Below are 22459 nucleotides of genomic sequence, written 5' to 3'. Positions count from 1 at the left end.
CTTTCGCGTTCACCTGTCAACGGTGCACAGCCGGCCCATCGGTGCGCCAGGCGGCGAAAACAGTGGCTCACCAGGGGATTTCGCCAACTGTCCCGGTCGCATCCCGAGGTGGCGGACGGCGGGGGAGGGGTGTGGGGGCAGGTTCGGCAAGGCTGTTGTGGGTCTTCGCGAGGGTTTTGTATTCATCGGACTATTGACCAAGGATTCGGACGCCGTTAGCGTCCCCAGCAAGCGCTTTCCAGGCCAGCTGTGACCAAGCGCTTCCAGGCCAGCTGTGATGCGGCGAAACAGGAGTTGTCATGCAGAGATCGCGGTGGATCGGTGCGGGTGTTCTCGCTTCCGCACTTGTCCTCACCAGCTGTACATCAGGGCCTGCGGGAGTGGACGCCAAGCAGAACTCGAAGGCACCGCTCGAACTGTGGACCCGGACGACACCGGGCGGTCCGGGAGAGCAGGGAGCGCTCAAGCTCGCCGCCGCCTTCGAGAAGGCCACGGGCTACAAGGTCAAGGTCACGGCGATCTTCGACGACTTCGAGACCAAGCTTCAGCAGCGGGCCGCGCAGAAGAAGCTGCCCGACATCGTCATGAACGATGTGACGCAGCTCGGCGCCATGCACAGCCAGGGCCTGCTGAGGGAGATCGACCTGGACAAGCTCAAGAACGCCGAGCAGATCGTCGGCCAGGGGTTGGACTCCGGCAAGAGCGTGGACGGCAAGCAGTTCGGCCTGCCGTACTCGGCGCAGGCGTCCGCGCTGCTCATCCGCAAGGACTGGCGGGAGAAGCTGAAGCTCGAAGTCCCGCAGAGCTGGGACGACTTCGCCGCGATGGCCGAGGCCTTCACCACCAAGGACCCCGACGGCGACGGCAAGAAGAACACCTATGGTCTCGCCGCACCGCTGTCCACCAAGCGCGGATACGCCTCCTGGTACTTCTCCAACTTCCTCTGGGCCGCGGGCGGAGACTTCATCGCCGACGCCGGGGGCGGCAAGTACAAGCCCGCGATGACCACGAAGGAATCGGTCCAGGCCGTGCAGTGGTTCCGCGACCTCGGCTGCAGGAACAAGGTCATCCAGCCGGGCGCCGTGACCATGGAGACCCCGCCCACGAACGAGACGTTCGAGGCGGGCCGGACCGGCATGTTCGTCGTCGGCCCGTACCTGCTGCCTCGCTTCGACGAGACCCTCGGCAAGGACAAGTACGAGGTCGTCCCGATGCCCAAGGGCGCGAAGGACGCCACCGTGCTCGCCGAGGGCGGGTCCATCTACCTGATGGCGGGCTCCGAGAACATGGCGGGCCAGGACGCCTTCGCCAACTACGCCATCTCCGCCGAGGGCCAGAAGACCGGGATGGCGGGCGACACCGGATTCACCGTGCAGCTGCCCGTCAACAAGACGGTGGACATCTCCGCGGTGCGTCCCGACCCCCGCTGGAAGACGTACGCCGAGGTCTACCAGAGCGCCGGCCGGTACGCGCCGTCCATCCCGAACTGGACCCCCGTCCGGCAGACGACCGCGGAGACCGTCAACGCACTGATGGCCGACTGCGACCTGGACACCGGGGCCAAGCTCAAGGAGCTCGACAAGCAGCTCGCCGACATCCTCAAGGAACAGGGAATCGCCGCGTCATGAGTCTTGACCAGGCGGACCCGGCCGCCCTCCCGGCGGCCGGGCCCGCCACCCGGAAAACGGGCCGCGCGGCCACCGGCCGCCGCGGGCACGACCGCCGGGCCGGCCGGTGGTGGACGCCATGGCTGTTCCTGGCGCCGGCACTGCTCCTCTTCCTGTACTTCAAGTTCATCCCCATGGTCAGCGCGCTGACCATGTCCTTCCAGGACGTCCAGCCCTACCTCGGCAACAGGTGGGTCGGCACCGAGAACTACTCCACGGTGCTCCAGTCCGACGGCTTCCGCGAGGCGGCCTGGCACACCGTCGTCCTCGCCGCCGGACAGACGGCCGGCTCGATGGCCCTCGGCCTCGCGCTCGCGCTGCTGATGGAGGGGCAGGGCCGCAGGCTCGGATTCGTACGCTCCGCGGCGTTCCTGCCGGTGGTGGTGCCGATCGCGGTCGTCGCCGAACTCTGGCGGATCATGTACCACCCGACCGAAGACGGCATGCTCAACTCCATCCTCGGCCTGGTGGGGTTCGGCCCCTCGGGATTCATCAACGACCCCGACACCTCGATGGCCTCCATCATGCTCACCGGCATCTGGCGGGGCGCCCCCTACGACATGATGATCTTCCTCGCCGGCCTCACCAGCGTGGACCGCGGCCTGTACGAGGCCGCGAAGGTCGACGGAGCCTCCAGGCTGCAAAGGGTCTGGCACGTGACGGTGCCCGGGCTGCGGTCGGTGTTCTCGATCCTGTTCATCCTCGCCGCGATCCGCGGACTGCGCGTGTTCACCGAGGTGTTCCTGCTCACCAACGGCGGGCCCGACGGCTCCACCGAGGTCGTGATGACCCTGATCTACAAGCTCGGCCTCGAGCAGAACAGACTCGGCGTCGGCGCGGCGGGAGCCGTCCTGCTGTTCATCGCGACGCTGATCCTGACAGTCGTCGTCCACCTGCTGCGACGGAGAGAGAGCAAATGAACGCGCCGACCGAGACCGCGCTGGGCCTGACGGAGAGCCGCAGTCCGGGCGGGCGGATCCTGAAGGCCGTCACCTACCTGCTGGTCCTGATCGTCTTCGCCGGCCCCCTGCTGGCCCTGCTGGTCAGCGCCTTCAGCCACGTCAAGGACCCGACCCAGCTCAGTGTCATCCCCTCGGGCGCCACTCTGGACAACTTCCGGATCGCCTTCGACCAGGGCGTGCTCGGGTACCTGCTGAACTCGTTCTTCGTCGTCGGCTTCGGGCTGCTGCTCCAGGTGGCCGTCTCCGTCCTCGCCGGGTACGCACTGGCCAGGAAGCGCTTCCCCGGGATGACGCTGGTGCTCGTCGCCATCCTCGCCACGCTGATGCTGCCCGAGGAGATCCTGGCCCTCCCGCTCTCCTTGATCCTCTCCGACCTGCCGGTCGTCCACTTCAATCTCATCGGCACCCTGGCCGGAATGATCGTCCCGCTGGGCGCCTGGGGATTCTCCATCCTCGTGATGACCGAGTTCATGAAGGACGTGCCGCGGGAACTCGAAGAGGCCGCCCGCATCGACGGCGCCGGTGACCTGCGCATCTTCGCCCAGATCATCCTGCCGATGTGCAAGCCCGCCCTCGGGGTCATCGGAGTCTTCGGCTTCACCATGATCTGGGACCAGTACCTGCTGCCCCTCCTGGTCTCCACGGACTCCTCCTCGTACACGCTCCCGCTGGCGCTGCGGACCCTGCGGATCGACCCCGCCGTCACCCCCGGAGTGGTGATGGCCGCCTCCCTCCTGGCCCTGCTCCCCTCCGTGATCGTCTTCCTGTTCTTCCAGCGTTCCTTCGTGCACGGCCTGTCCTCCGGCGCCCTCAAGGGCTGACCCGGCAGACCGTCCGCGCGCGAACCTCCCCCGCACGACCTGTACGACCAGCCCTCCGGCGGCGCACCGAACACGCCACCGGACGCCGACGACAAGGAACGATGCCCCCATGACCCCGAGCGCCGAGACCCCGGTTCCCGCGCCCGCCGCCCCGGACACGACCTGGTTCACCACCGACCGGTTCGGCATGTTCGTCCACTGGGGCCTGTACTCGCTCGCCGCACGGCACGAATGGGTGAAGAACCGGGAGAAGCTGACCGACGAGCAGTACCAGGTCTACTTCGACCACTTCGACCCCGACCGCTACGACCCGGTCCGGTGGGCCAGGGCCGCCAGAGCGGCGGGCATGCGCTACGTCGTCCTGACCACCAAGCACCACGACGGCTTCTGCCTGTGGGACAGCGCCCTCACCGAGTACAAGGTCACCAACACCCCGTACGGCCGCGACCTCGTCGGACCGTTCGTCGAGGCGTGCCGGGCCGAAGGGCTCAAGGTCGGTCTCTACTACTCCCTGATCGACTGGCACCACCCGTCCTTCCCGGTGGACGGCACCCATCCGCAGCGCGACGACGAGGAGTTCAAGGCCGCGGCCGCCGACCGCGACATCCGCGACTACCAGCGCTATCTGCACGGACAGGTCCGCGAACTGCTGACCTCCTTCGGACGCGTCGACTACCTGTTCTTCGACTTCTCGTACGCGGGGCGCACATGGTGGGGCGGCAAGGGCCCGGACGACTGGGACTCCCCGAAGCTGCTGGAGACGGTCCGCGAACTCCAGCCGCACATCCTCGTCAACGACCGGACCGGCCTGCCCGGCGACTTCATCACGCCCGAGCAGTACCAGCCCTCCGGCCCCATGACCAAGGACGGCCGGCCCGTGCTGTGGGAGGCGTGCCAGACGCTCAACGGGAGCTGGGGCTACGACCGCGACAACCTGGACCACAAGAGCGCCGACCTGCTGATCCGCATGCTCGTCGACGGCGTGTCCAAGGGCGGCAACCTGCTGCTCAACGTCGGCCCGACCGGCCGCGGCGACCTCGAACCGCGCGCCGTCGCAGTCCTCGGCGAGATCGGCCGTTGGATGGACCTGCACGAGAGGTCGGTCCGGGGCTGCGGCCCGTCCCCGTACACCGCCCCGCCGGAGTGCCGGTACACCCAGCGCGGCGACCGGCTCTACGTCCACCTGCTCGCCTGGCCGCTGCGCCATCTGCACCTGCCGGGACTCGCCGGCCGGGTGCGTTACGCCCAACTGCTCAACGACGCCTCGGAGATCATCCAGGTCCACATCGACCCGGACCGGCCCGCCATGAACACGGAGATGGGCGGGCAGCCCGCCGGAACGCTCACTCTCGAAATCCCCGTCCAGCGCCCCGACACCCCGGTGCCGGTCATCGAGCTGTTCCTGGACACCCCGGCAGACCGGGCCGACGGCTGACACCGGCACCGGCCCCCTCGATCCACCACCACACTCACGGAGGCACCATGCAACGCCGCACGTTCCTCATGGCTTCCGCGGCAGGGGCGGCGATCGCCGTCGCCCCCACCGGCCCTCTCCCGACCGCGAGCGCGGCGGTGGCCCCGGTCGCCGTCGGTTCGCTGGACGAACTCCAGGCCGCCATCGACGGGGCACGGCCGGGCACCCGCATCGTCGTGGCCGACGGCACCTACACCGTTCCGCCGGACCGGCCCCTGACCATCCGGAACAAGCAGGGCACCGAGCGCGCACCCATCACCATCGTCGCCGGCACGCGCGGCGGCGTCGTCCTCGACGGCGAACACAGCTTCGTCCTCGACGCGTCCAGCCACATTACGCTCAGCGGCTTCTCCTTCCGCCAGAGCAGCACCCTGGACATCCCCCCGAACTGCTCGCACATCAGGCTGACCCGCAACGACTTCCAGCTCGCCGACATCGAGGGCCTGCACTGGGTGATGGTGCGTGCCGACGACAGCAAGGTCGACCACAACCACTTCCACGGCAAATCCACACTCGGCATCTACCTCGGGATCGAGGGCGCGGGCACGGAGGAGATGGCCCAGCGCGTCCATGTGTTCAGGAACTACTTCTCCGACCACACCTTCGCCGGCTCCAACGGCGGAGAGCCGATCCGGCTCGGCGTCAGCCCCCGGGCCCTGTCCAGCGCCCACGCCGTCGTGGAGTACAACCTGTTCGAGCGCGCCAACGGCGACCCGGAGGCCATCTCCGTCAAGAGCTCGGACAACGTCATCCGGCACAACACCATCCGCGACAGCATCGGCGGAATCGTCCTGCGGCACGGAAACCGCAACCGGGTGGACGGCAACTACCTCGTCGCCGGCACGGAAGGCGTGCGGATCTACGGCAACGACCATGTGATCGTCAACAACCACCTCGCCGGACTCGCCGGCCGGGCCATGGTGATCGGCAGCGGTTCGGAGCGCGACCACCTGCCCGGCGAGTCGCCGGACGCCCGCCGCGGCAACGACGCACCCGACCGGGTCCTCATCGCGTACAACACCCTGGCGAACAACAAGGGCACGCTCTCCGGCGAGAGCCAACGCCCCCACGAGCCGCGCGACGTGACCGTTGCGGACAACCTGTTCGTCGGGGAATCGGGCGAGCTGGTCGCGATGGCGAACACCGTGCGGTTCAACTGGTCCGGCAACATCCTGTGGGGTGCCGCCACAGACGGCAACATTCCTTCCGGCGGTGGCACCCGCGTCGACCCGAAGCTGGTGACCGGTCCGGACGGCATCGCCCGGCCGGGCGCGGACAGCCCGGTGATCGACGCGGGCACGCTCAGGCGGCCACCGGTCACCCACGACATCGACGGAGAGCCGCGCGGCCGGCACCGGGACGTGGGCGCGGACGAGTACTCGCACCGGCCGCCCCGGCGCGGACCACTGACCACGGCCGACGTCGGCCCCGACGCCCGCTGACCAGATCCCCCCACAACGCAGGAGGCACCATGCAACGACGCACGTTCCTCAGGGGTACCGCGGTGGCAGCACTCGCCGCCGTGCCACTCGGCACCTCGATGTCGGTCGACGCCTCGGCGGCCGACAAGCCGGTCGGCTCCCTGGCCGAACTCCAGAGCGCGATCAACGCCGCCGTACCCGGCGACCGGATCATCGTGGCCGACGGCACGTACACCGTTCCGTCGGGGGGTGCGATCAATGTGTCCGGCAAGAACGGCACCGCCGCCGCACCTATCACCATCGTCTCCAAGTCCCGCGGCGGCGCGGTGCTGCGCGGTGAACGCAGCTTCGTATTCACCGATTCGAGCAACATCACCGTCAGCGGCTTCGCCTTCCGGCAGAGCACCACGCTGGAGATCCCGGCGAGCTGCTCGTCGATCCGGCTGACCCGCAACGACTTCCAGCACGTGGACACCGGCGATGCGTACTGGGTCGTCGTACGGGCGAACAACACGAAGATCGACCGGAACCACTTCCACGACAAGACCACCGCCGGCATCTTCCTCGTCGTGGACGGCCCCGGCTCGACCGACATGGCCCAGAACATCCAGATCCTCAGGAACCACTTCTCCAACCACAGCTTCGCCGGGGAGAACGGCGGGGAGTCGATCCGGCTCGGCGTCAGCGGACGGGCGCTGTCCGGCGCCCACGCGGTCGTGGAGTACAACCTGTTCGAGCACGCGGACGGGGACCCCGAAGCCATTTCGGTGAAGTCCTCCGACAACACCATCCGCTACAACACCATCCGCAACAGCCGCGGCGGGATCGTGCTGCGGCACGGAAACCGCTCCAGGGTGGAGGGCAACTACCTGATCGGCGGCAGCGAGGGCGTACGGCTGTACGGCAACGACCACGTGATCGTCAACAACTACCTCAGCGGACTGTCCGCGCGGGCCCTGGTCGTCGGCAGCGGCACCACCCGCGACCACAACTCCGGGGAGACGCAGGACGAACGGCGGGGCAACGACGCCTGCGACCGCGCGGTGATCGTGCACAACACCCTGATCGGCAACTCCAGCACGCTGTCGGGCGAGACCCGGACGTACGAGCCCCGGGACGTCGTCATCGCCGACAACCTGCTGGTCGGCGACTCCGGCAGCCTCGTCGCGATGGGGACGACCACCGGCTTCACCTGGCAGACCAACATGCTGTGGGGTGCGGCCGCCAACGGCAACATCCCTTCCGGTGGTTACACCCGCGCCGACCCGAAGCTGGTGACCGGCACGGACGGCGTCGCCCGGCTGTCGGCGGGAAGCCCGGCGATCGGCGCGGCGACCCTGGGCAGCCCCGCCGTGGCAGACGACATCGACGGTGACACCCGGGGCAGTACGCGGGACATCGGCGCCGACGAGTACTCGACGGCGCCCGCGCTCCGCCACCCCCTCACGGCCGCGGACGTCGGTCCGAACGCATCGTGAGGTGACACCGGTGGTGACGGCACCACCGGTGAGACGGTCGCTTCAGTGGAGCCCGGCCGCAGGCCGTAGCCGGGCTCCACGGCAGGGCGGGGCGCCGTCCCGCAGAGGAGGACCGCCGCCAGGCGGCCGAAGGAAGGGAACGCCGTGACAGGCAGCGAGACCCGGGACCGCGCCCCGGGCACCACCGTGACCAGACCCGGATTGTGCTCGGTCACCTTCCGGCAGCTGCCGGCGGCAGAGGTCGCACGCCGGGCCGCGGACGCGGGCCTCGAAGCGGTCGAGTGGGGGGCGGACGTGCACGCACCCGCGACGGAACCCGACATGCTCCGCGCCGCCCGCGAGGCCGGCGACAGTCACGGACTCACCTGCTGCTCGTACGGCTCCTACTTCCGCGCCACGCAGGACGAGCTGGCCGCGTTCCCCTGGACCGCCCGTGCCGCGGTACTCCTGGGGGCGCCACGGGTACGGGTCTGGGCCGGCGGGGTCGGATCGGCGGCCGTCACACCGCAGGAGCGGGGCGCAACCGTGGCCTGTCTGCGGGAGGCGGCCCGGATCGGCGCGGACCACGGGCTGGAACTCGCGCTGGAGTTCCACTCCAGGACCCTCACCGACACCGTCGACTCGACGCTCCGGCTGCTGGACGAGGTCGGCGAGGACAATCTCCGTACCTACTGGCAACCGCCGCTGAACGCCCCCGACGACGAGGCGTTGGCGGGGCTCTCCCGGCTCGTCGACCGGGTCAGCGCGGTACACGTCTTCTCGTGGTGGCCGGGCAACCGCCGGCTGCGGCTGGCCGAGCGTGCGGAGCTGTGGACCGGGGTCTTCGGCCTGCTGAACGAACGGCGCGTCCCGATGGACGCGCTGCTGGAGTTCGTGCCCGGCGACGACCCCGCCGTGCTGGCGCACGAGGCCGCGACGCTTCGGCGCGTGGCAGGTCACCGTCAGGGGCCGCTGCCCCAGGACGTGCTTCATTAGGGCACCGGGCACACTCGACCAGCGGCCACCGACCCACCACACCACCGTCAGGACGGCACCATGCACATCGAGGACGAGCACATCAAGGACAAGCACAACGTGGAGATGCACATCAAGGAGACGGACACACTCCTGTTCATCGGTGACTCCATCACCGACGCGGGCCGCGACCGAGCGGACTCCGCATCGCTCGGCAGCGGATACGTCCACGAGATCGCCCGGACCCTGCATGACCGGGCGAGCGGCGGACCCGGGCCCGCCGTCATCAACAAGGGCCTCAACGGCAATCGCGTGTACGACCTCGAAGCCCGCTGGACCACCGACGTCATCGATCTCCGGCCCACCGTGGTCACCGTGAAGATCGGCATCAACGACACCTGGCGGCGTTACGACTGCGGAATCATGAGCCCGGTCGACGAGTTCGAGGCCTGCCTCGACCGCCTCCTCGCGGACACCGCGCGGAAGCTGTCCGCCCGGCTGGTCGTCATCACCCCGTTCTTGCTGCCGGTCACCGCGGAACAGGAGGACTGGTTCGAGGACCTCACGCCCCGTACCGAAGCCGTCCTGCGTGCCGCGACGGCCAACGGCGCCCAACTCGTCCGCGCGGACCTCGCGCTCCGCCGCGCCGCCGAGCAGCACCAGGCCGCGGAGCTGGCCCGGGACGGCGTCCATCCGAGCCCTGTCGGCCACCGGATCATCGCCGATGCCTGGCTCGCCGCGGTCGACTCCACCGCCGCTGTTTCGGACCCGCGACGGTAGAGCCGTCGGCGGAGCGGCACCCCCTGGGCCTCTCCCTGCTCGCGGAGTTCGCGGAGCGGGGGGAGGCCCATTTGCACATCCATGGACTCCGCGCGTCCGTCTACCTGCACCGAACGCTGAAGCGCGGGGCGCGGGCCGGGCGGAGGGCCGGTTCGCCGAGTCGCAGCAGGCCCCTTCCGTCGTGCCCGGCCGGGAGCATGCCGCGCATTCCCGGCTGTACGACACGACTTGCCCGCATCGGCGCGTGAGGCGGGTCACTTTCCGTGCAGCCAGGGGCATGGTTCTCCGGACCCGGGGCATGCGGCCAGATCGCCGGGGTGTGACCGGCGCACCAGGCAATCCGGAACCGAAGGGCCAAATACGACGTGTCGGCAGCACAACAGACCATCCATGTGGGCGGACAATGGCGTTCGGCCGTCTCCGGCGCCACGCGCGACATCGTCGACCCCGTCGACGCGAGCGTCTTCGCCGTCGTGTCGGAGGGCGACGTCGCCGACACCGATGCCGCCGTCGCCGCCGCGCGTGCCGCCTTCGACGACGGCTCCTGGCCGCGTACTCCCGTGACCGAACGGGCCGGCCTGCTGCGACGCGTCGCGGACCTGCTGGAACGGGACCGGGAGAAGATCGGCGCCCTGGAGAGCCAGGACGCCGGAAAGACCCTCGAAGAGGGGCGCGTCGATGTCGACTGCGTGCGAGACGCCTTCCGCTACTTCGCCGACCTCGTCATGGACGAGAGCGGCGGACGAGTCGTCGACGCCGGGAACGACGAGGTCCACAGCGTCGTCGTCCACGAACCCGTCGGCGTGTGCGCATTGATCACCCCCTGGAACTACCCACTGCTACAGGCGAGTTGGAAGATCGCCCCGGCCCTCGCGGCCGGCAACACCTTCGTGATCAAGCCCAGCGAGATCACCCCGCTCACCACCGTCGCACTGATCGGGCTCCTGGCGGAGGCCGGGCTGCCGCAGGGCGTCGCCAACATCGTCACCGGCGCCGGGGCCACCGTCGGCGCCCGCCTCGCCGAGCACCCGGACGTCGACCTCGTCTCGTTCACCGGCGGCCTGGCCAGCGGTACGAAGGTGGCGCGGGCCGCCGCCGACACCGTCAAGAAGGTCGCACTCGAACTCGGCGGCAAGAACCCCAACGTCGTCTTCGCCGACGCCTGCGCCACCGACGAGGGCTTCGACACCGCCGTCGACCAGGCGCTCAACGCCGCCTTCATCCACAGCGGTCAGGTCTGCTCCGCCGGATCGCGCCTCATCGTCGAGGAGCCGCTGCGCGACCGGTTCGTCACCGAACTCGCCCGCCGCGCCGAGCGGATCCGCCTCGGCCGGGGCACCGACCCCGGCGTCGAATGCGGGCCGCTCGTCTCCGCGCGGCAGCTCGCGAGGACCGAGGACTTCGTCGCGTCCGCCATCGGGGAGGGCGCCGTGCTCCGGGCCGGCGGCGAACGGCCCGACGGCCCCGGCTACTTCTACCGCCCCACCGTCCTCGACCGGTGCGACCGCCGGATGCGCGTCGTCCGTGAGGAGGTCTTCGGCCCCGTCCTGACCGTCGAGACCTTCCGCACGGAGGAGGAGGCCGTCGCTCTCGCCAACGACACCGAGTACGGGCTCGCCGGCGCCGTGTGGACCGCCGACGCGGGCCGCGCCCGGCGCGTTGCCGGGCGGCTGCGCCACGGCACCGTCTGGATCAACGACTTCCACCCCTACCTCCCGCAGGCCGAATGGGGTGGCTTCGGGAAGTCCGGCATCGGCCGCGAGCTGGGCCCGACCGGGCTCGCCGAGTACCGCGAGGCCAAGCACATCTACCAGAACCTCGCCCCGCGCCCCGTGCGCTGGTTCGCGGGCTGAAGCACGCGCGACGCGACGCGCCCGCCACACCTGACGCATGGAGCAGGGCGGTGGGCGCGCCCGCACCCGCACGCAACCGACGCAACGCACACAACGGAGCAGAGGGAAGCAGCACATGACCGACAACCACGTCTACGACTATGTCGTCATCGGCGGCGGCACCGCCGGATCGGTGATCGCCTCCCGGCTCACCGAGAACCCCGACACCACTGTCGCCGTCATCGAGGGCGGCCCCAGCGACGTCGGACGGGACGACGTCCTCACCCTGCGCCGCTGGATGGGCCTCCTCGGCGGTGAACTGGACTACGACTACCCGACGACCGAACAGCCCCGCGGCAACTCCCACATACGGCACAGCCGGGCCCGCGTCCTCGGCGGCTGCTCGTCCCACAACACCCTCATCGCCTTCAAGCCCCTGCCGTCCGACTGGGACGAGTGGGCCGACGCGGGCGCCGAGGGCTGGGACGCGGCGTCGATGGATCCGTACTTCGCCCGGTTGCGCAACAACATCGTCCCGGTGGACGAGGCCGACCGCAACGCCATCGCCCGGGACTTCGTCGAGGCCGCGCGGACCGCACTCGACGTGCCGCGCGTCGAAGGCTTCAACAAGCAGCCGTTCCACGAGGGTGTCGGCTTCTTCGATCTCGCTTACCACCCGGAGAACAACAAGCGCTCCTCCGCCTCCGTGGCGTATCTGCACCCGTTCCTGGACCGGCCCAACCTCCATATCGCCCTGGAGACCTGGGCGTTCGGACTGGACCTCGAAGGCAGCCGGGCCACCGGTGTGCGGGTGCGCACCAAGGAGGGCGAGGAGCACGTCGTACGGGCCCGGCGCGAGGTACTCGTCTGCGCGGGCGCCGTGGACACCCCCCGGCTGCTGCTGCATTCGGGCATCGGGCCCCGCGCCGACCTGGAGAAGCTCGGCATCCCCGTCGTGCACGACCTGCCGGGCGTCGGCGAGAACCTCCTCGACCACCCCGAATCCGTCATCGTCTGGGAGACCGACGGGCCGATCCCGGAGAACTCCGCGATGGACAGCGACGCGGGCCTGTTCGTACGCAGGGACCCGGACGCCGACGGGCCGGACCTGATGTTCCACTTCTACCAGATCCCGTTCACCGACAACCCCGAGCGCCTGGGGTACGAGCGGCCCCCGCACGGTGTGTCGATGACCCCCAACATCCCCAAGCCCCGCAGCCGCGGCCGCCTCTACCTGACCAGCGCCGACCCCGAGGCCAAACCCGCCCTCGACTTCCGGTACTTCACCGACGAGGACGACTACGACGGCCGCACCCTCGTCGACGGCATTCGCATCGCACGCCGCATCGCGGAGCAGGAGCCGCTCGCCGGCTGGCTGAAGCGCGAGGTCTGCCCGGGGCCCGGGGTCACCTCCGACGAGGAGCTCGGCGAGTACGCGCGCAAGGTCGCACACACCGTCTACCACCCGGCGGGGACCTGCCGCATGGGCTCCCCGGACGACGAACTCGCCGTGGTGTCACCCGATCTGAGGATTCGTGGCCTGGAGGGCATCCGGATCGCCGACGCGTCCGTCTTCCCGACGATGACGACCGTCAACCCGATGATCGGCGTGCTGATGATCGGGGAGAAATGCGCGGACCTCCTGGAAGGCAATGCCTGATGACCGCCGAACCGCCTGTCTTCTCCGTGCGCGAGTTGTGGAAGGTCTTCGGCCCGAAGGCCGAGCGGGTGCCGAAGGATCCGGATCTCGCCGCTCTCGCCCCCGCCGAGCTGCGTGAACACACCGGCTGCACCGCCGCCGTGCGCGATGTGTCCTTCGACGTCCGCAAGGGCGAGGTCTTCGTCGTCATGGGGTTGTCGGGCTCCGGCAAGTCGACGCTCGTACGCTGCCTGACCAGGCTGATCGAGCCCACCTCCGGCTCGATCGCCATCGACGGCGAGGACGTGCTGTCGATGGACGCGTCCCGGCTGCGCGAACTGCGCCGCCACCGCGCCGCCATGGTCTTCCAGCACTTCGGGCTGCTGCCGCACCGGTCGGTGATCGACAACGTCGCGTACGGTCTTGAGATCCAGGGCGTCCCGCGCGCCGAACGGCGGGATCGGGCGGCCGAGTTCGTCACCAAGGTCGGCCTCGAAGGCCTGGAGGGCCGCCGCCCCGGCCAGCTGTCCGGCGGCCAGCAGCAGCGGGTGGGACTGGCCCGCGCACTGGCAGTCGACCCCGAAGTCCTGCTGTTCGACGAGCCGTTCAGCGCGCTCGACCCACTGATCAGGCGCGACATGCAGGAGGAGGTCGTACGGCTGCACGGCGAGGAGGGCCGCACGATGGTCTTCATCACGCACGACCTCGGCGAGGCGCTGAAACTCGGCGACCGGATCGCGCTGATGCGGGACGGCCGGATCGTGCAGCTCGGCACGCCCGAGGAGATCGTGGGCGCCCCCGCGGACGACTACGTCCGCGACTTCGTCCGCGACGTGCCGCGCGAACACGTCATGACCGTGCGCACGGCGATGCGGCCGGCCGAGGCCGCCGAGGCGGACAGCGGCCCGGCGCTGGCCCCCGGCGCCACGGTCCACGAAGCCATCGAGGCCGTGGTCCGCAGCGGCGGGACGGCCCGGGTCGTCGAGGACGGCCGCTGCGTGGGCGTGGTCGGCCACGCGGACCTGCTCGGTGTGGTGGCGGGGCTCGCCCCGCAGAAGGAGGCGGCCTGATGCCCGCGCACACCACCTGGGGCCCGCCGGGCCCCGGCGCCGCACCCACGCCCGCCCGTGCCTCGGCCGCGACGGGAAGGCTGCCACGATGAGCACCACCGCCGTCGCGCGCGTGCCACTGAGCGACACCCTCGCCCGGTACCGCACCGCACTCGTGGCGGGGGCCGCACTCGTCGCGCTCCTGCTCGGCATCCTGTTCCTGGGCGGCGGCACCTGGCCCGCGCGCCTCGCCGTCGACCTGTCCGGACCGCTCGGCGACGCCAGCGACTGGATCATCGACAACCGGGACAGCCACCCGCTCTTCCTGTACTTCTTCGGCCACATCAGCAACGCCGTCGTCCTGTCCGTACGCGCCGTCTACCTCGTGCTCCTCGCCGCCGGCTGGGCCGGGGTCACGGCCGCCGCCGGCCTCGTCGCCTGGCGCCTCGCGGGCATCCGCCCGGCGCTCACCGCCGTCGCCGCGTTCGCCGTGTGCGGGCTGCTCGGCATGTGGGTCCCCACCATGCAGACCCTCGCACTGATGACCGTCGCCGTCACCGCGTCCGTGCTGCTCGGCGCGGCGCTCGGGCTAGCCGCCGGACTGTCCGACCGCTTGCACCGAGCGCTGCGCCCGGTGCTCGACACCATGCAGGTGCTGCCCGCGTTCGCGTATCTGCTCCCGGTCGTACTGGTCTTCGGCATCGGCGTCCCGGCGGCCGTCCTTGCCACCGTCGTCTACGCGGCACCGCCCATGGCCCGGCTTACCGCGCTCGGGCTGCGCGGCGCGGATGCAGGGGTCATGGAGGCCGCGGCCTCGCTCGGCGCGACCGGCCGTCAGCGGCTGCTGACCGCCCGGCTCCCGCTGGCCCGCAAGGAACTGCTGCTCGGCGTCAACCAGTCGATCATGATGGCGCTCTCGATGGCCGTGATCGCCTCCGTGATCGGCGCGGGCGGCCTCGGTGACCGCGTGTACCAGGCCCTGGCCTCCGTCGATGTCGGCGCCGCGCTCGCCGCCGGGGTGCCGGTCGTGCTCCTCGCCGTCGTCCTCGACCGTGTCACCGCCGCGGCGGGGGAGCGGATCGGCGCCGCACCCTCCCGGGGGACGGCTCTCGGCTGGGCCGTCGCCGCGGCCGTGGCGACGGCCTTCGCACTCGTCGGCCGCCACACCGGGCGGCTGTTGTGGCCCGACGCCTGGACCGTGGACATCGCAGCGTCCGTCAACCGCGCCGTCGACTGGATGACCGCGCACCTGTACTCCGGGGTGCCCGTCGTCGGCGGCACCGCCGACTGGGCCGCCCGCTTCACCGGCTGGGTCCTCGACCCGGTCCGCGACGGCCTGCAGTGGCTGCCCTGGTGGACCGTACTGCTGCTGGTGGCAGTACTCGCCCAGCTCGTCGGCACCTGGCGCACCGCGCTGACCGCCGTGCTCGCCATGGCCGTGATCGGGGTGCTCGGGGCATGGGAACCGGCGCTGGACACCCTCTCGCAGGTGCTGGCCGCGGTCGCCGTCACGCTCCTCGCCGGTGTGGCCATCGGCGTCGCCGCGGCGCGCGGCCCACGCCTGGAACGTCTGCTGCGGCCGGTGCTCGACGTCTTCCAGACGATGCCGCAGTTCGTGTACCTGATCCCGGTGGTCGCGCTGTTCGGCGTCGGCCGGGCACCTGCCGCCGCCGCCGCAGTGGTGTACGCGCTGCCCGCCGTCGTCCGCATCACCACCCAGGGCATGCGGGCCGTGGACCCGGTCGTGCTGGAGTCGTCCCGCTCGCTCGGGGCGACCGGCTGGCAGCAGCTGCGCCAGGTCCAACTACCGCTTGCCCGGCCCGCTTTGCTGCTTGCCGTCAATCAGGGAGTGGTCCTCGTCCTCGCCGTCGTCATCATCGGCGGCATGGTCGGCGGGGGAGCGCTCGGCTACCTCGTGGTGTTCGGGCTGGCCCAGGGCGACCTGGCGACCGGGCTGGTAGCCGGCGTGGCCATCGTGTGCCTCGGACTGATGCTGGACCGGGTCACCCAGCCTGCCGGAAAGGAGACCCGGAATGCGTAGCCGTACCATCGCCGCCGCCGCGGCGTTCGGCCTGCTGACCCTCACGGGCTGCGGGGCGGCGGACATGACCAAGCAGGCGTCCCCGTACGCCGACGCCCACGGCGCGAAGACCGTGACACTGTCCGTCCAGTCGTGGGTGGGCGCGCAGGCCAACGCCGCCGTCGCCCGGTACCTGCTCGAACACGAGCTGGGGTACCGGGTCGACACCGTCCAGATCGACGAGGTACCCGCCTGGGACGCGCTCAGCCAGGGCCGCGTCGACGCGATCCTGGAGGACTGGGGCCACCCGGAGCAGGAGCAGCGGTACGTCGCGGACAAGAAGACCATCGCACCGGGCGGGGAACTCGGCGTGACCGGCCACATCGGCTGGTTCGTGCCGAAGTACTTCGCCGACACGAACCCCGACGTGACGGACTGGAAGAACCTGAACAAGTACGCCGACCGGCTCCGCACGGCGGAGAGCGGCGGAAAGGGCCAGCTCCTGGACGGCTCGCCGTCGTACGTCACCAATGACAGGGCGCTGGTGAAGAACCTGGACCTGGACTACCAGGTGGTCTTCTCCGGCTCCGAGGCGGCGCAGATCACCCAGATCAAGCAGTTCGCCAAGAAGAAGAAGCCCTTCCTGACCTACTGGTACAAGCCGCAGTGGCTGTTCGAGCAGGTTCCCATGACGGAGGTGAAGCTGCCCGCGTACGAGGAGGGCTGCGACGCCGAACCGGAGAAGGTGGCGTGCGCGTATCCGCACACCCCGCTGCGGAAGTTCCTCAATGCCCGGTTCGCCGACGCGGGCGGCCGGGCCGCCGAGTTCCTGAAGAACTTCCGCTGGACCACCCGGGCCCAGAACGAGGTGGCGCTGATGATCGCGGACCAGAAGCTCGCGCCCGAACAGGCCGCGGAGCGCTGGGTGAAGAAGAACGAGTCCACCTGGCGGGCGTGGCTGCCGAAGTGAACCGCGACGGTATGCCGTGCCGTGCCGTGCCGGACTTCGGCACGGCAGGCAGGACATGTGTGCGGTGGCGGGTCAGGCGCTGGTGTGCAGCGGGACCGTCAGCTGCTTGAGCCAGGTACCCGTGGTGAAGTCACGGGCCTTGATGACGACGGAGTGGGGACCGACCTCGACCTGGAGCCCCTGGTTGAAGGCATCGCCGAGGGAGACCTCGCCGCCCTTGCCGTCGTCCATCCAGCCCACCTGGACGGCTGCGGTGTTGACGACGGTGAAGCCTTCGAGGTTGCCGGTTCCGGGGACGACCCGGCGCACCACCCAGTCGGACAGGTTGAGGTCCCAGTGGGTGTGCCCGGAGAATAGGAACACGTCCTTGTGCCGGCCGAGGATCGACAGGAGCCGGTCGGGCTGGAGGTAGTCGTTGAGGTAGAGCTTGTTGTGGGTGCCCGACACGGTGTTGGGCAGCGGGTGGTGGGTCAGCACCATGACGGGCCTGCGGCGGCGGGCCCAGTACGCGAGACGGTCCTCCAGCCAGGCGAACTGCTCGTCGCTGATCCACACCTCGTCCCACAGCTTCGCGTCGTGGTAGTGCGAGTAGCGCTCGGTCCCGAGACTGAGCACGGGCACGCCACCGAACGACGTCTCGGAGTAGACCTTGTTGCGGCCGGCGAAGTTGTAGAAGCTGCGGAAGAGGGAGTCCTCCGTCGTGCCGTTGGGCCAGGTCGCCTGTGCCAGGGTGTTGGGGTCGCTGTACTTCGGCACGTAGAACTCGTGGTTGCCGATGGCCCAGGCGACGTTCTTGGGATGCGGGTGCCGCTCAAGGGTCTGGCGGACCGCCGCGTACTCGAAGTCGTAGCCGCGCGGGGTGATGTCGCCGGCTATGCCGAGGCCCGCACTGTCGGGGTTGACGCGGTGCAGATCATCGAGGGCCTTGCCGAAGTCCGTCAGGTCGCCCTGGATGTCACTGATGATGTTGAACCGGACCGTCCGGCCCTTGCCTGGCCGGTACGGAGCGGCCTCGGCCGCCGGTGCCGCGAGTCCGGCCCCGGCGGCAAGGGCACCGCCCACCAGGGACGCGGTGCCTGTGGTGGCCATGAACGATCTGCGATCCATTGGAACTTCCTTCGTCTGTACGCCCCCGTGCGGATGGGACAGAGGGAGTGTCGCTGCCCGGGATGGCCCGACGGGGTATCACGGATGACTGTGGCCTGAACTGTTCGGTCTGGCCGATTTGGCCGAGGCCGGAAGAGGCCGGAAGAGGCCGGAAGAGGCCGGAAGAGGTCGGCACGATCGCATGGGTGAACTCCTCCCCGCGCGCCGAGCGTTCCGCGTGGTCGGCAGCGAATCGGGTGGCCCTGTCAGGGCTGTGCTCAGCCACCCAGGGCATCCACGGGCGCAGGTGCTCCAACGACTACCCGACGAAGCGGAAGAGCTCCGGGAGTTCCCCCTGCGTCCGGATCCGGCCGGATGCACCACCCGTTTCGGTACCCAACGCCCGTTCGCGCACTCGTGGTCGCCCGAAGGGGCAACGCGTCCCCGGCCGTGTTTCCGTTCTTCGCTGCCCCGGGCTCCGCCTACGCACGCTCCGTGCGATCCGTCAGGACCGGCACTCTGGAACGAACAGCCCGGCGGCACGGACCGGCACGCCGACGGGCATGCGTACCGGACCGGTGACGGGGAGGGCTGATGAAGGCCGTTCCCGAAGGTGCCGCCGCTCCGGCGCGCACGGACATATCCCGTTCCTGCGACAGGTCGGCTCAGGCTGCCGCGCATTCCCCCGCGCCGGTCCCTGCTGCCCGTCCGGCCCCGTCTTCTGCGGACCGCCGCTCTCCAGTGCCTGCAGCGGACGGCGGGAAACGCGGCCGTCTCCCGTCTGGTCGCCCAGCGCTACACGGCCCCGGTGAAGCCGCCTCCTGCCCAGGCTCCGGGTTTCCGGGCCGTGAAGGCGGATGTGGCGACGAAGAAGAACCGGATCGTCGTTCACCCGCCCGCGGCAGCGGAGTCGAGGGCGTCGCAGGACGCCGCCGTGGCGCCGCCGGACGACAAGGAGGCGCAGGGCAAGGCGGCGAACGCGGAGAAGATGAACGCCGCCAAGCCCGGGGAGTTCGACAAGAAGGCGTTCGTCGACGCGGTGAACAAGGCGATCGACGCGCAGGCGCCGAAGAACCTCGACCAGGCGGACAAGTTCTCCAAGTCCGGCAAGGCCGACGAGATCAAGGGCGAGGTCGACGGGAAGGTCAAGGACGGGAAGGAGTCCTCGGCCAAGGACATCGACACCGCGACAAAGGCCCCGCCCGACACTTCGGTCGCGAAGGACAAAGAGGTCACCCCTCTCACTCCGGACCAGCCCCCTGCCAACCCGGGTGCTCCGTGTGCGGCGGACGCCGTTCCGGCGAAGCAGCCGGTGGCGGTGACCGACTTCTCGCAGGGCCCGGCCGCCAACGACCAGACCATGGCGGACGCCGAGATCAGCGAGGAACAGCTCGCCAAGGGCAATGAACCGGAGTTCGACGAGGCGCTTTCCGCGAAGAAGACCGCCGAGACGGACTCCGCGAAGGCCCCCGCCAAAGGCCGGGCGGCCGAGGACCAGCAGTTCGCGGGAGCGAGGACGGCAGCAGCCACCTCCGGCGCCCAGTCCATGACCGCCCTGACCGCGACCCGTGCTGCCGCGGGAAAGGAGAGGAGGCCTCCGGTCTCGTCGAGGTGTACGGGGCGCTGTTCAACGAGACGGATCTCAAGCGCGAGGAGTACGTCCCCGTCAGACCCCCGGCCGGGGAACGTGCGAGTTCACCGGGGCTCATGGAGCTGGCCAAGAGGCACAAGCCTGCGGAGTGTGTCGCCATTCTGACCACGCGCTCGGGAGTGGAGCCGTACAAGGGGGTGAGCAGGGACCGGAGCAAGTCGGAGATCGACCGGAACCTCGTGAACAAGCTGGATCAACTAAATCTCGCGCACAAATTCGGCTGTGCCGAGATCGACTGTCTGGATCAGGCCTACTCGGTCGAATACAAGGAAGGGATAAACGAATCCCCGGTCAAGGGCGCGGGCATCGAAGCGGTCCATGCGAATGAATTGAAAGGTGTGCACAAAGTCGGAGACCCATACCCGCCGTGCCCGCGCTGCGGGCCCGTACTGAATCACCTCGATGTCATCGTCACGAATTCGTAGTTCTCGTGATGGCTTGCCGAGGTGCAGATGGGGCGTATGTGAGCACCGATCTGTTCAGGGAAGCGCAAGCGCTGACGAGTTCCGATGCGGACCGGGCTCGTAGGGCACTTTTCGCGATATGCGAGGTGATCTGTCCTCAGCGCATGACGCTTGAGCGTGAATCCGTGGAGTACATTCCCGTCCTGTTCGAGGCGGGGCTGTCCCGTGCGACCCTGATCGCGCCGGAAATATTCTTCTATCTGGGTCGAATCTACACGTCGGCACTCTGGTCGTGGAAGAGGTCGCAGCTGCGCAGGCCCCCGGCACGCCACTCGGAATATGACGAGATGGTGGCATGGGAAACGGGCGTAGCTGCCGCTTATGAAAGATTTCTTCCAGCAGTCACCGAGCTGGTCGAGCGGAATGAAAATGTGCGTGACAGGTGCGCAGGTGTGTATCTGCTGTCACAGATGAAGGAACATCGGAACGACCTGATGGGGTTTCTGCGGTCGCTGTTCGATGATTCACTCGATGAGCGACTCAAAGTAGACATCATCGAGGCCCTGGCCAACCTGGGATTCACCGCCGGGCCGATGGACGAGAGGGGACGGGCCGTACATCAATGGGTCCATGAGAAATTGAGTGACCCGTCTCCCGCGATCCGGCTGGGAGCCGCACTCAGCCTTTTTCCCCGGGTTGATGGCGACGAGCAGAAGTCTTTGAAGCGTGAAATCGCCCGGACGGTGCTGGAGGGGCACGCCGTCGTGGAAGAGGCGGCCTGGCTCCTTGAAGGATCAGTTCCGTGGGCCATCCGCAGGGAGATTTCCTACTAGAGATCTTAACGGAGCGGGGTTACATCGGGCCGTGTCGGCTGCCGCGGTCCGCGCCATGCCGCACAGGACCGTCCGAGGCTGACGGGTGATGCGGTCATCACCGGCGAAGACCGGGAGAGCGTCGAGAAGATGGTAAAGAGCTACCGCGGACCGAGCCGCGAAAACCAGCCAGCGCGACGTGCGGGAGCCCAGTGCGCAGGTGCACCAGGGTAACCAGCACCCGGTCGGTGAAGACGAGGTCGTACTTCGGTCCGGCGCCAGCCTCCCGCTGCCGCTCGGTGCCACGCCGCTGGTGCAGGGCCGACTCGCACCGGGCAAGCCACGGGTCTGCCAACTCCTTGATCAAATCGCCGAGATGTGAACGGGAGATGCCGCAGAAAGCGCGATGGGACAAGGCCGCACGGGCCCACTTCTTGGTCACACTCGATCGGCCAGACGGAGCACTGCATCCAGTCCGCGACGCGAACCGGGAGTGGCTCGACCCGGCAGCACATACGAGCGCAGTCCCGCCCCAGCCGCGCCGCCATCCTTCGCGGGATGGTCACCCACCATCAGCGTCTCCTCCGGAGCGACACCCAGTTCACGGCAGGCATGCTGAAACAGCAACGGGTCCGGCTTTTCAGTGTCGTGTTCGTAGGAGTGCACCCAGGACGAAAAATAGTGGTCAAGCCCGTGATGGGCGAAGGTGGCCCGCAGATCCCGGCCCACGTCGCTAACCACCCCCACAACCACGCCGCTCTGAGTCAATCGGACCAGTGTGGACTCGGTGTCCGCGTAAGGCCCCCAATGCTCAGGGGCCTGCAGTTGCTCATAGAGCACGTCAGTGACCGGTGCCAGCTCAGGAACCGAGGCGTACCAGGCTGTGAAGGCATGGCGATGTGCCCTTGAGGACACGTCACGGCCTCGCTGGGCCTCGATCACGTCGGGGTCCGACAGACCGGATTCGAGCCCGCTCAGCATGATGTCCATCGCCACATCGTCCACGGGTTCAGCCATCGCCGCCCGGATCCGGTCTGCATACGTACCGATCTGGAACAGAGTGCCGGAGAAGTCGAAGAGGACGGCCTGCCCCGTCTGCGGACCCTGGCCGCCTACCCCGGCACGCTCGCCGATCCTCTGGGGATCGCCGGCCTCACCGCACTGGAGTTCCTGGAGCTCGGCCCGGAGGAATGTCGTGTCCTGCTCGACGCGGGAGCCGTCCCGCGCACCCTGTCGGCCGCGGCCATCACGGTGCACGGCACCCGGGACCCCCTGCCCATTGTGGGCTTGGCCAACGAACTCCTGGCCCTTTGGGACCGGCCACAGATCATCCAGACCGTCCTCGAAGGCGGCCTCGGACCCATGGCTCGGGGCGGGGAGGCTATGGACGGTGTCTCCCGAGACCCTGAATGACGGCACTTCAAGCCTCGACGGCCTCG

The 22459-nt window shown here is 69.3% G+C and carries 18 protein-coding genes and 1 pseudogene; 17 read left to right on the top strand and 2 right to left on the bottom strand.

Annotation, left to right across the window (positions count from 1 at the left end; genetic code table 11):
- Positions 1 to 380 precede the first annotated feature (380 nt).
- From OG842_RS03470 to OG842_RS03410, 13 genes are all read left to right on the top strand, one after another.
- Entirely contained in the window at positions 381 to 1628 is a 1248-nt protein-coding gene (locus OG842_RS03470) for an ABC transporter substrate-binding protein (protein WP_266727312.1), read from the top strand.
- Positions 1625 to 2587, top strand: a complete 963-nt coding sequence (locus OG842_RS03465) for a carbohydrate ABC transporter permease (protein ID WP_266727311.1) — start codon at positions 1625 to 1627, stop codon at positions 2585 to 2587. Before OG842_RS03470 ends, OG842_RS03465 begins: the two co-directional genes overlap by 4 nt.
- Positions 2584 to 3450 (top strand): carbohydrate ABC transporter permease, encoded by an 867-nt coding sequence (locus tag OG842_RS03460; RefSeq protein WP_266727310.1) that lies wholly within the window; start codon positions 2584 to 2586, stop codon positions 3448 to 3450. The genes OG842_RS03465 and OG842_RS03460 overlap by 4 nt, the downstream gene beginning before the upstream one ends.
- A 109-nt stretch (positions 3451 to 3559) precedes the next feature.
- Complete coding sequence (locus OG842_RS03455; protein WP_266727308.1) at positions 3560 to 4885, top strand: alpha-L-fucosidase; 1326 nt, start codon at positions 3560 to 3562, stop codon at positions 4883 to 4885.
- Between the two features lie 47 nt (positions 4886 to 4932).
- Complete coding sequence (locus tag OG842_RS03450) at positions 4933 to 6366, top strand: polysaccharide lyase 6 family protein (RefSeq protein WP_266727306.1); 1434 nt, start codon at positions 4933 to 4935, stop codon at positions 6364 to 6366.
- Positions 6367 to 6395: 29 nt separating this feature from the next.
- The gene (locus OG842_RS03445) at positions 6396 to 7823 is read left to right on the top strand and encodes a polysaccharide lyase 6 family protein (protein WP_266727304.1); all 1428 of its coding nucleotides are present in this window, start codon (positions 6396 to 6398) and stop codon (positions 7821 to 7823) included.
- 144 nt (positions 7824 to 7967) lie between these two features.
- A complete protein-coding gene (locus OG842_RS03440; RefSeq protein WP_266727302.1) occupies positions 7968 to 8798 on the top strand; it encodes a sugar phosphate isomerase/epimerase family protein in 831 nt (276 codons plus the stop codon).
- Positions 8799 to 8858: 60 nt separating this feature from the next.
- Entirely contained in the window at positions 8859 to 9557 is a 699-nt protein-coding gene (locus OG842_RS03435) for an SGNH/GDSL hydrolase family protein (protein ID WP_266727300.1), read from the top strand.
- 365 nt (positions 9558 to 9922) lie between these two features.
- The gene (locus tag OG842_RS03430) at positions 9923 to 11410 is read left to right on the top strand and encodes an aldehyde dehydrogenase family protein (protein ID WP_266727298.1); all 1488 of its coding nucleotides are present in this window, start codon (positions 9923 to 9925) and stop codon (positions 11408 to 11410) included.
- A gap of 115 nt (positions 11411 to 11525) precedes the next feature.
- Positions 11526 to 13049: a GMC family oxidoreductase gene (locus OG842_RS03425; protein ID WP_266727296.1), complete on the top strand. Its 1524-nt coding sequence runs from the start codon at positions 11526 to 11528 to the stop codon at positions 13047 to 13049.
- Positions 13049 to 14098, top strand: coding sequence for a quaternary amine ABC transporter ATP-binding protein (locus tag OG842_RS03420; RefSeq protein WP_266727294.1), 1050 nt, complete (start codon positions 13049 to 13051; stop codon positions 14096 to 14098). Before OG842_RS03425 ends, OG842_RS03420 begins: the two co-directional genes overlap by 1 nt.
- An 88-nt stretch (positions 14099 to 14186) precedes the next feature.
- Positions 14187 to 16118, top strand: coding sequence for an ABC transporter permease subunit (locus OG842_RS03415; protein WP_266727293.1), 1932 nt, complete (start codon positions 14187 to 14189; stop codon positions 16116 to 16118).
- Positions 16111 to 17067, top strand: coding sequence for an ABC transporter substrate-binding protein (locus OG842_RS03410; protein ID WP_266727292.1), 957 nt, complete (start codon positions 16111 to 16113; stop codon positions 17065 to 17067). The genes OG842_RS03415 and OG842_RS03410 overlap by 8 nt, the downstream gene beginning before the upstream one ends.
- Positions 17068 to 17139: 72 nt before the next feature.
- On the opposite strand, the gene OG842_RS03405 is transcribed toward OG842_RS03410, so the two are convergent.
- Positions 17140 to 18174 (bottom strand): metallophosphoesterase family protein, encoded by a 1035-nt coding sequence (locus OG842_RS03405; protein ID WP_266727291.1) that lies wholly within the window; start codon positions 18172 to 18174, stop codon positions 17140 to 17142.
- Positions 18175 to 18961: 787 nt separating this feature from the next.
- On the opposite strand from OG842_RS03405, the gene OG842_RS03400 reads away from it, so the two are divergent.
- From OG842_RS03400 to OG842_RS03390, 3 genes are read left to right on the top strand one after another with little or no spacing between them, the layout of a single operon-like run.
- Positions 18962 to 19909 (top strand): hypothetical protein, encoded by a 948-nt coding sequence (locus tag OG842_RS03400; protein WP_266727290.1) that lies wholly within the window; start codon positions 18962 to 18964, stop codon positions 19907 to 19909.
- Positions 19861 to 20229 carry a hypothetical protein gene (locus OG842_RS03395; RefSeq protein ID WP_328512079.1) on the top strand — a complete coding sequence of 123 codons (369 nt, stop codon included), beginning with the start codon at positions 19861 to 19863 and terminating at the stop codon, positions 20227 to 20229. The genes OG842_RS03400 and OG842_RS03395 overlap by 49 nt, the downstream gene beginning before the upstream one ends.
- A gap of 38 nt (positions 20230 to 20267) precedes the next feature.
- Positions 20268 to 21041, top strand: a complete 774-nt coding sequence (locus OG842_RS03390; RefSeq protein WP_266727288.1) for a hypothetical protein — start codon at positions 20268 to 20270, stop codon at positions 21039 to 21041.
- Between the two features lie 417 nt (positions 21042 to 21458).
- Here the strand turns inward: OG842_RS03390 and OG842_RS03385 are convergent, their stop codons facing one another.
- Positions 21459 to 22154 carry an HAD family hydrolase gene (locus OG842_RS03385; RefSeq protein ID WP_266733413.1) on the bottom strand — a complete coding sequence of 232 codons (696 nt, stop codon included), beginning with the start codon at positions 22152 to 22154 and terminating at the stop codon, positions 21459 to 21461.
- Here OG842_RS03385 and OG842_RS03380 point away from each other — a divergent pair.
- A pseudogene (locus tag OG842_RS03380) lies at positions 22104 to 22433 on the top strand (hypothetical protein); the annotation flags it as partial. The gene OG842_RS03385 and the pseudogene OG842_RS03380 overlap by 51 nt on opposite strands.
- Positions 22434 to 22459 lie beyond the last annotated feature (26 nt).

The sequence above is a fragment of the Streptomyces sp. NBC_00376 genome (genome assembly GCF_036077095.1).
Taxonomy (GTDB): Bacteria; Actinomycetota; Actinomycetes; order Streptomycetales; family Streptomycetaceae; genus Streptomyces.
This window is presented reverse-complemented; position numbering and strand designations above follow the sequence as displayed.

Excerpts from the sequence above, each read along its gene's own strand:
- OG842_RS03465 (WP_266727311.1), top strand. The coding sequence starts at position 1,625 with ATGAGTCTTGACCAGGCGGACCCGGCCGCCCTCCCGGCGGCCGGGCCC.
- OG842_RS03460 (WP_266727310.1), top strand. The coding sequence starts at position 2,584 with ATGAACGCGCCGACCGAGACCGCGCTGGGCCTGACGGAGAGCCGCAGT.
- OG842_RS03455 (WP_266727308.1), top strand. The coding sequence starts at position 3,560 with ATGACCCCGAGCGCCGAGACCCCGGTTCCCGCGCCCGCCGCCCCGGAC.
- OG842_RS03450 (WP_266727306.1), top strand. The coding sequence starts at position 4,933 with ATGCAACGCCGCACGTTCCTCATGGCTTCCGCGGCAGGGGCGGCGATC.
- OG842_RS03445 (WP_266727304.1), top strand. The coding sequence starts at position 6,396 with ATGCAACGACGCACGTTCCTCAGGGGTACCGCGGTGGCAGCACTCGCC.
- OG842_RS03435 (WP_266727300.1), top strand. The coding sequence starts at position 8,859 with ATGCACATCGAGGACGAGCACATCAAGGACAAGCACAACGTGGAGATG.
- OG842_RS03425 (WP_266727296.1), top strand. The coding sequence starts at position 11,526 with ATGACCGACAACCACGTCTACGACTATGTCGTCATCGGCGGCGGCACC.
- OG842_RS03420 (WP_266727294.1), top strand. The coding sequence starts at position 13,049 with ATGACCGCCGAACCGCCTGTCTTCTCCGTGCGCGAGTTGTGGAAGGTC.
- OG842_RS03415 (WP_266727293.1), top strand. The coding sequence starts at position 14,187 with ATGAGCACCACCGCCGTCGCGCGCGTGCCACTGAGCGACACCCTCGCC.
- OG842_RS03410 (WP_266727292.1), top strand. The coding sequence starts at position 16,111 with ATGCGTAGCCGTACCATCGCCGCCGCCGCGGCGTTCGGCCTGCTGACC.
- OG842_RS03405 (WP_266727291.1), bottom strand. The coding sequence starts at position 18,174 with ATGGATCGCAGATCGTTCATGGCCACCACAGGCACCGCGTCCCTGGTG.
- OG842_RS03395 (WP_328512079.1), top strand. The coding sequence starts at position 19,861 with ATGGAGCTGGCCAAGAGGCACAAGCCTGCGGAGTGTGTCGCCATTCTG.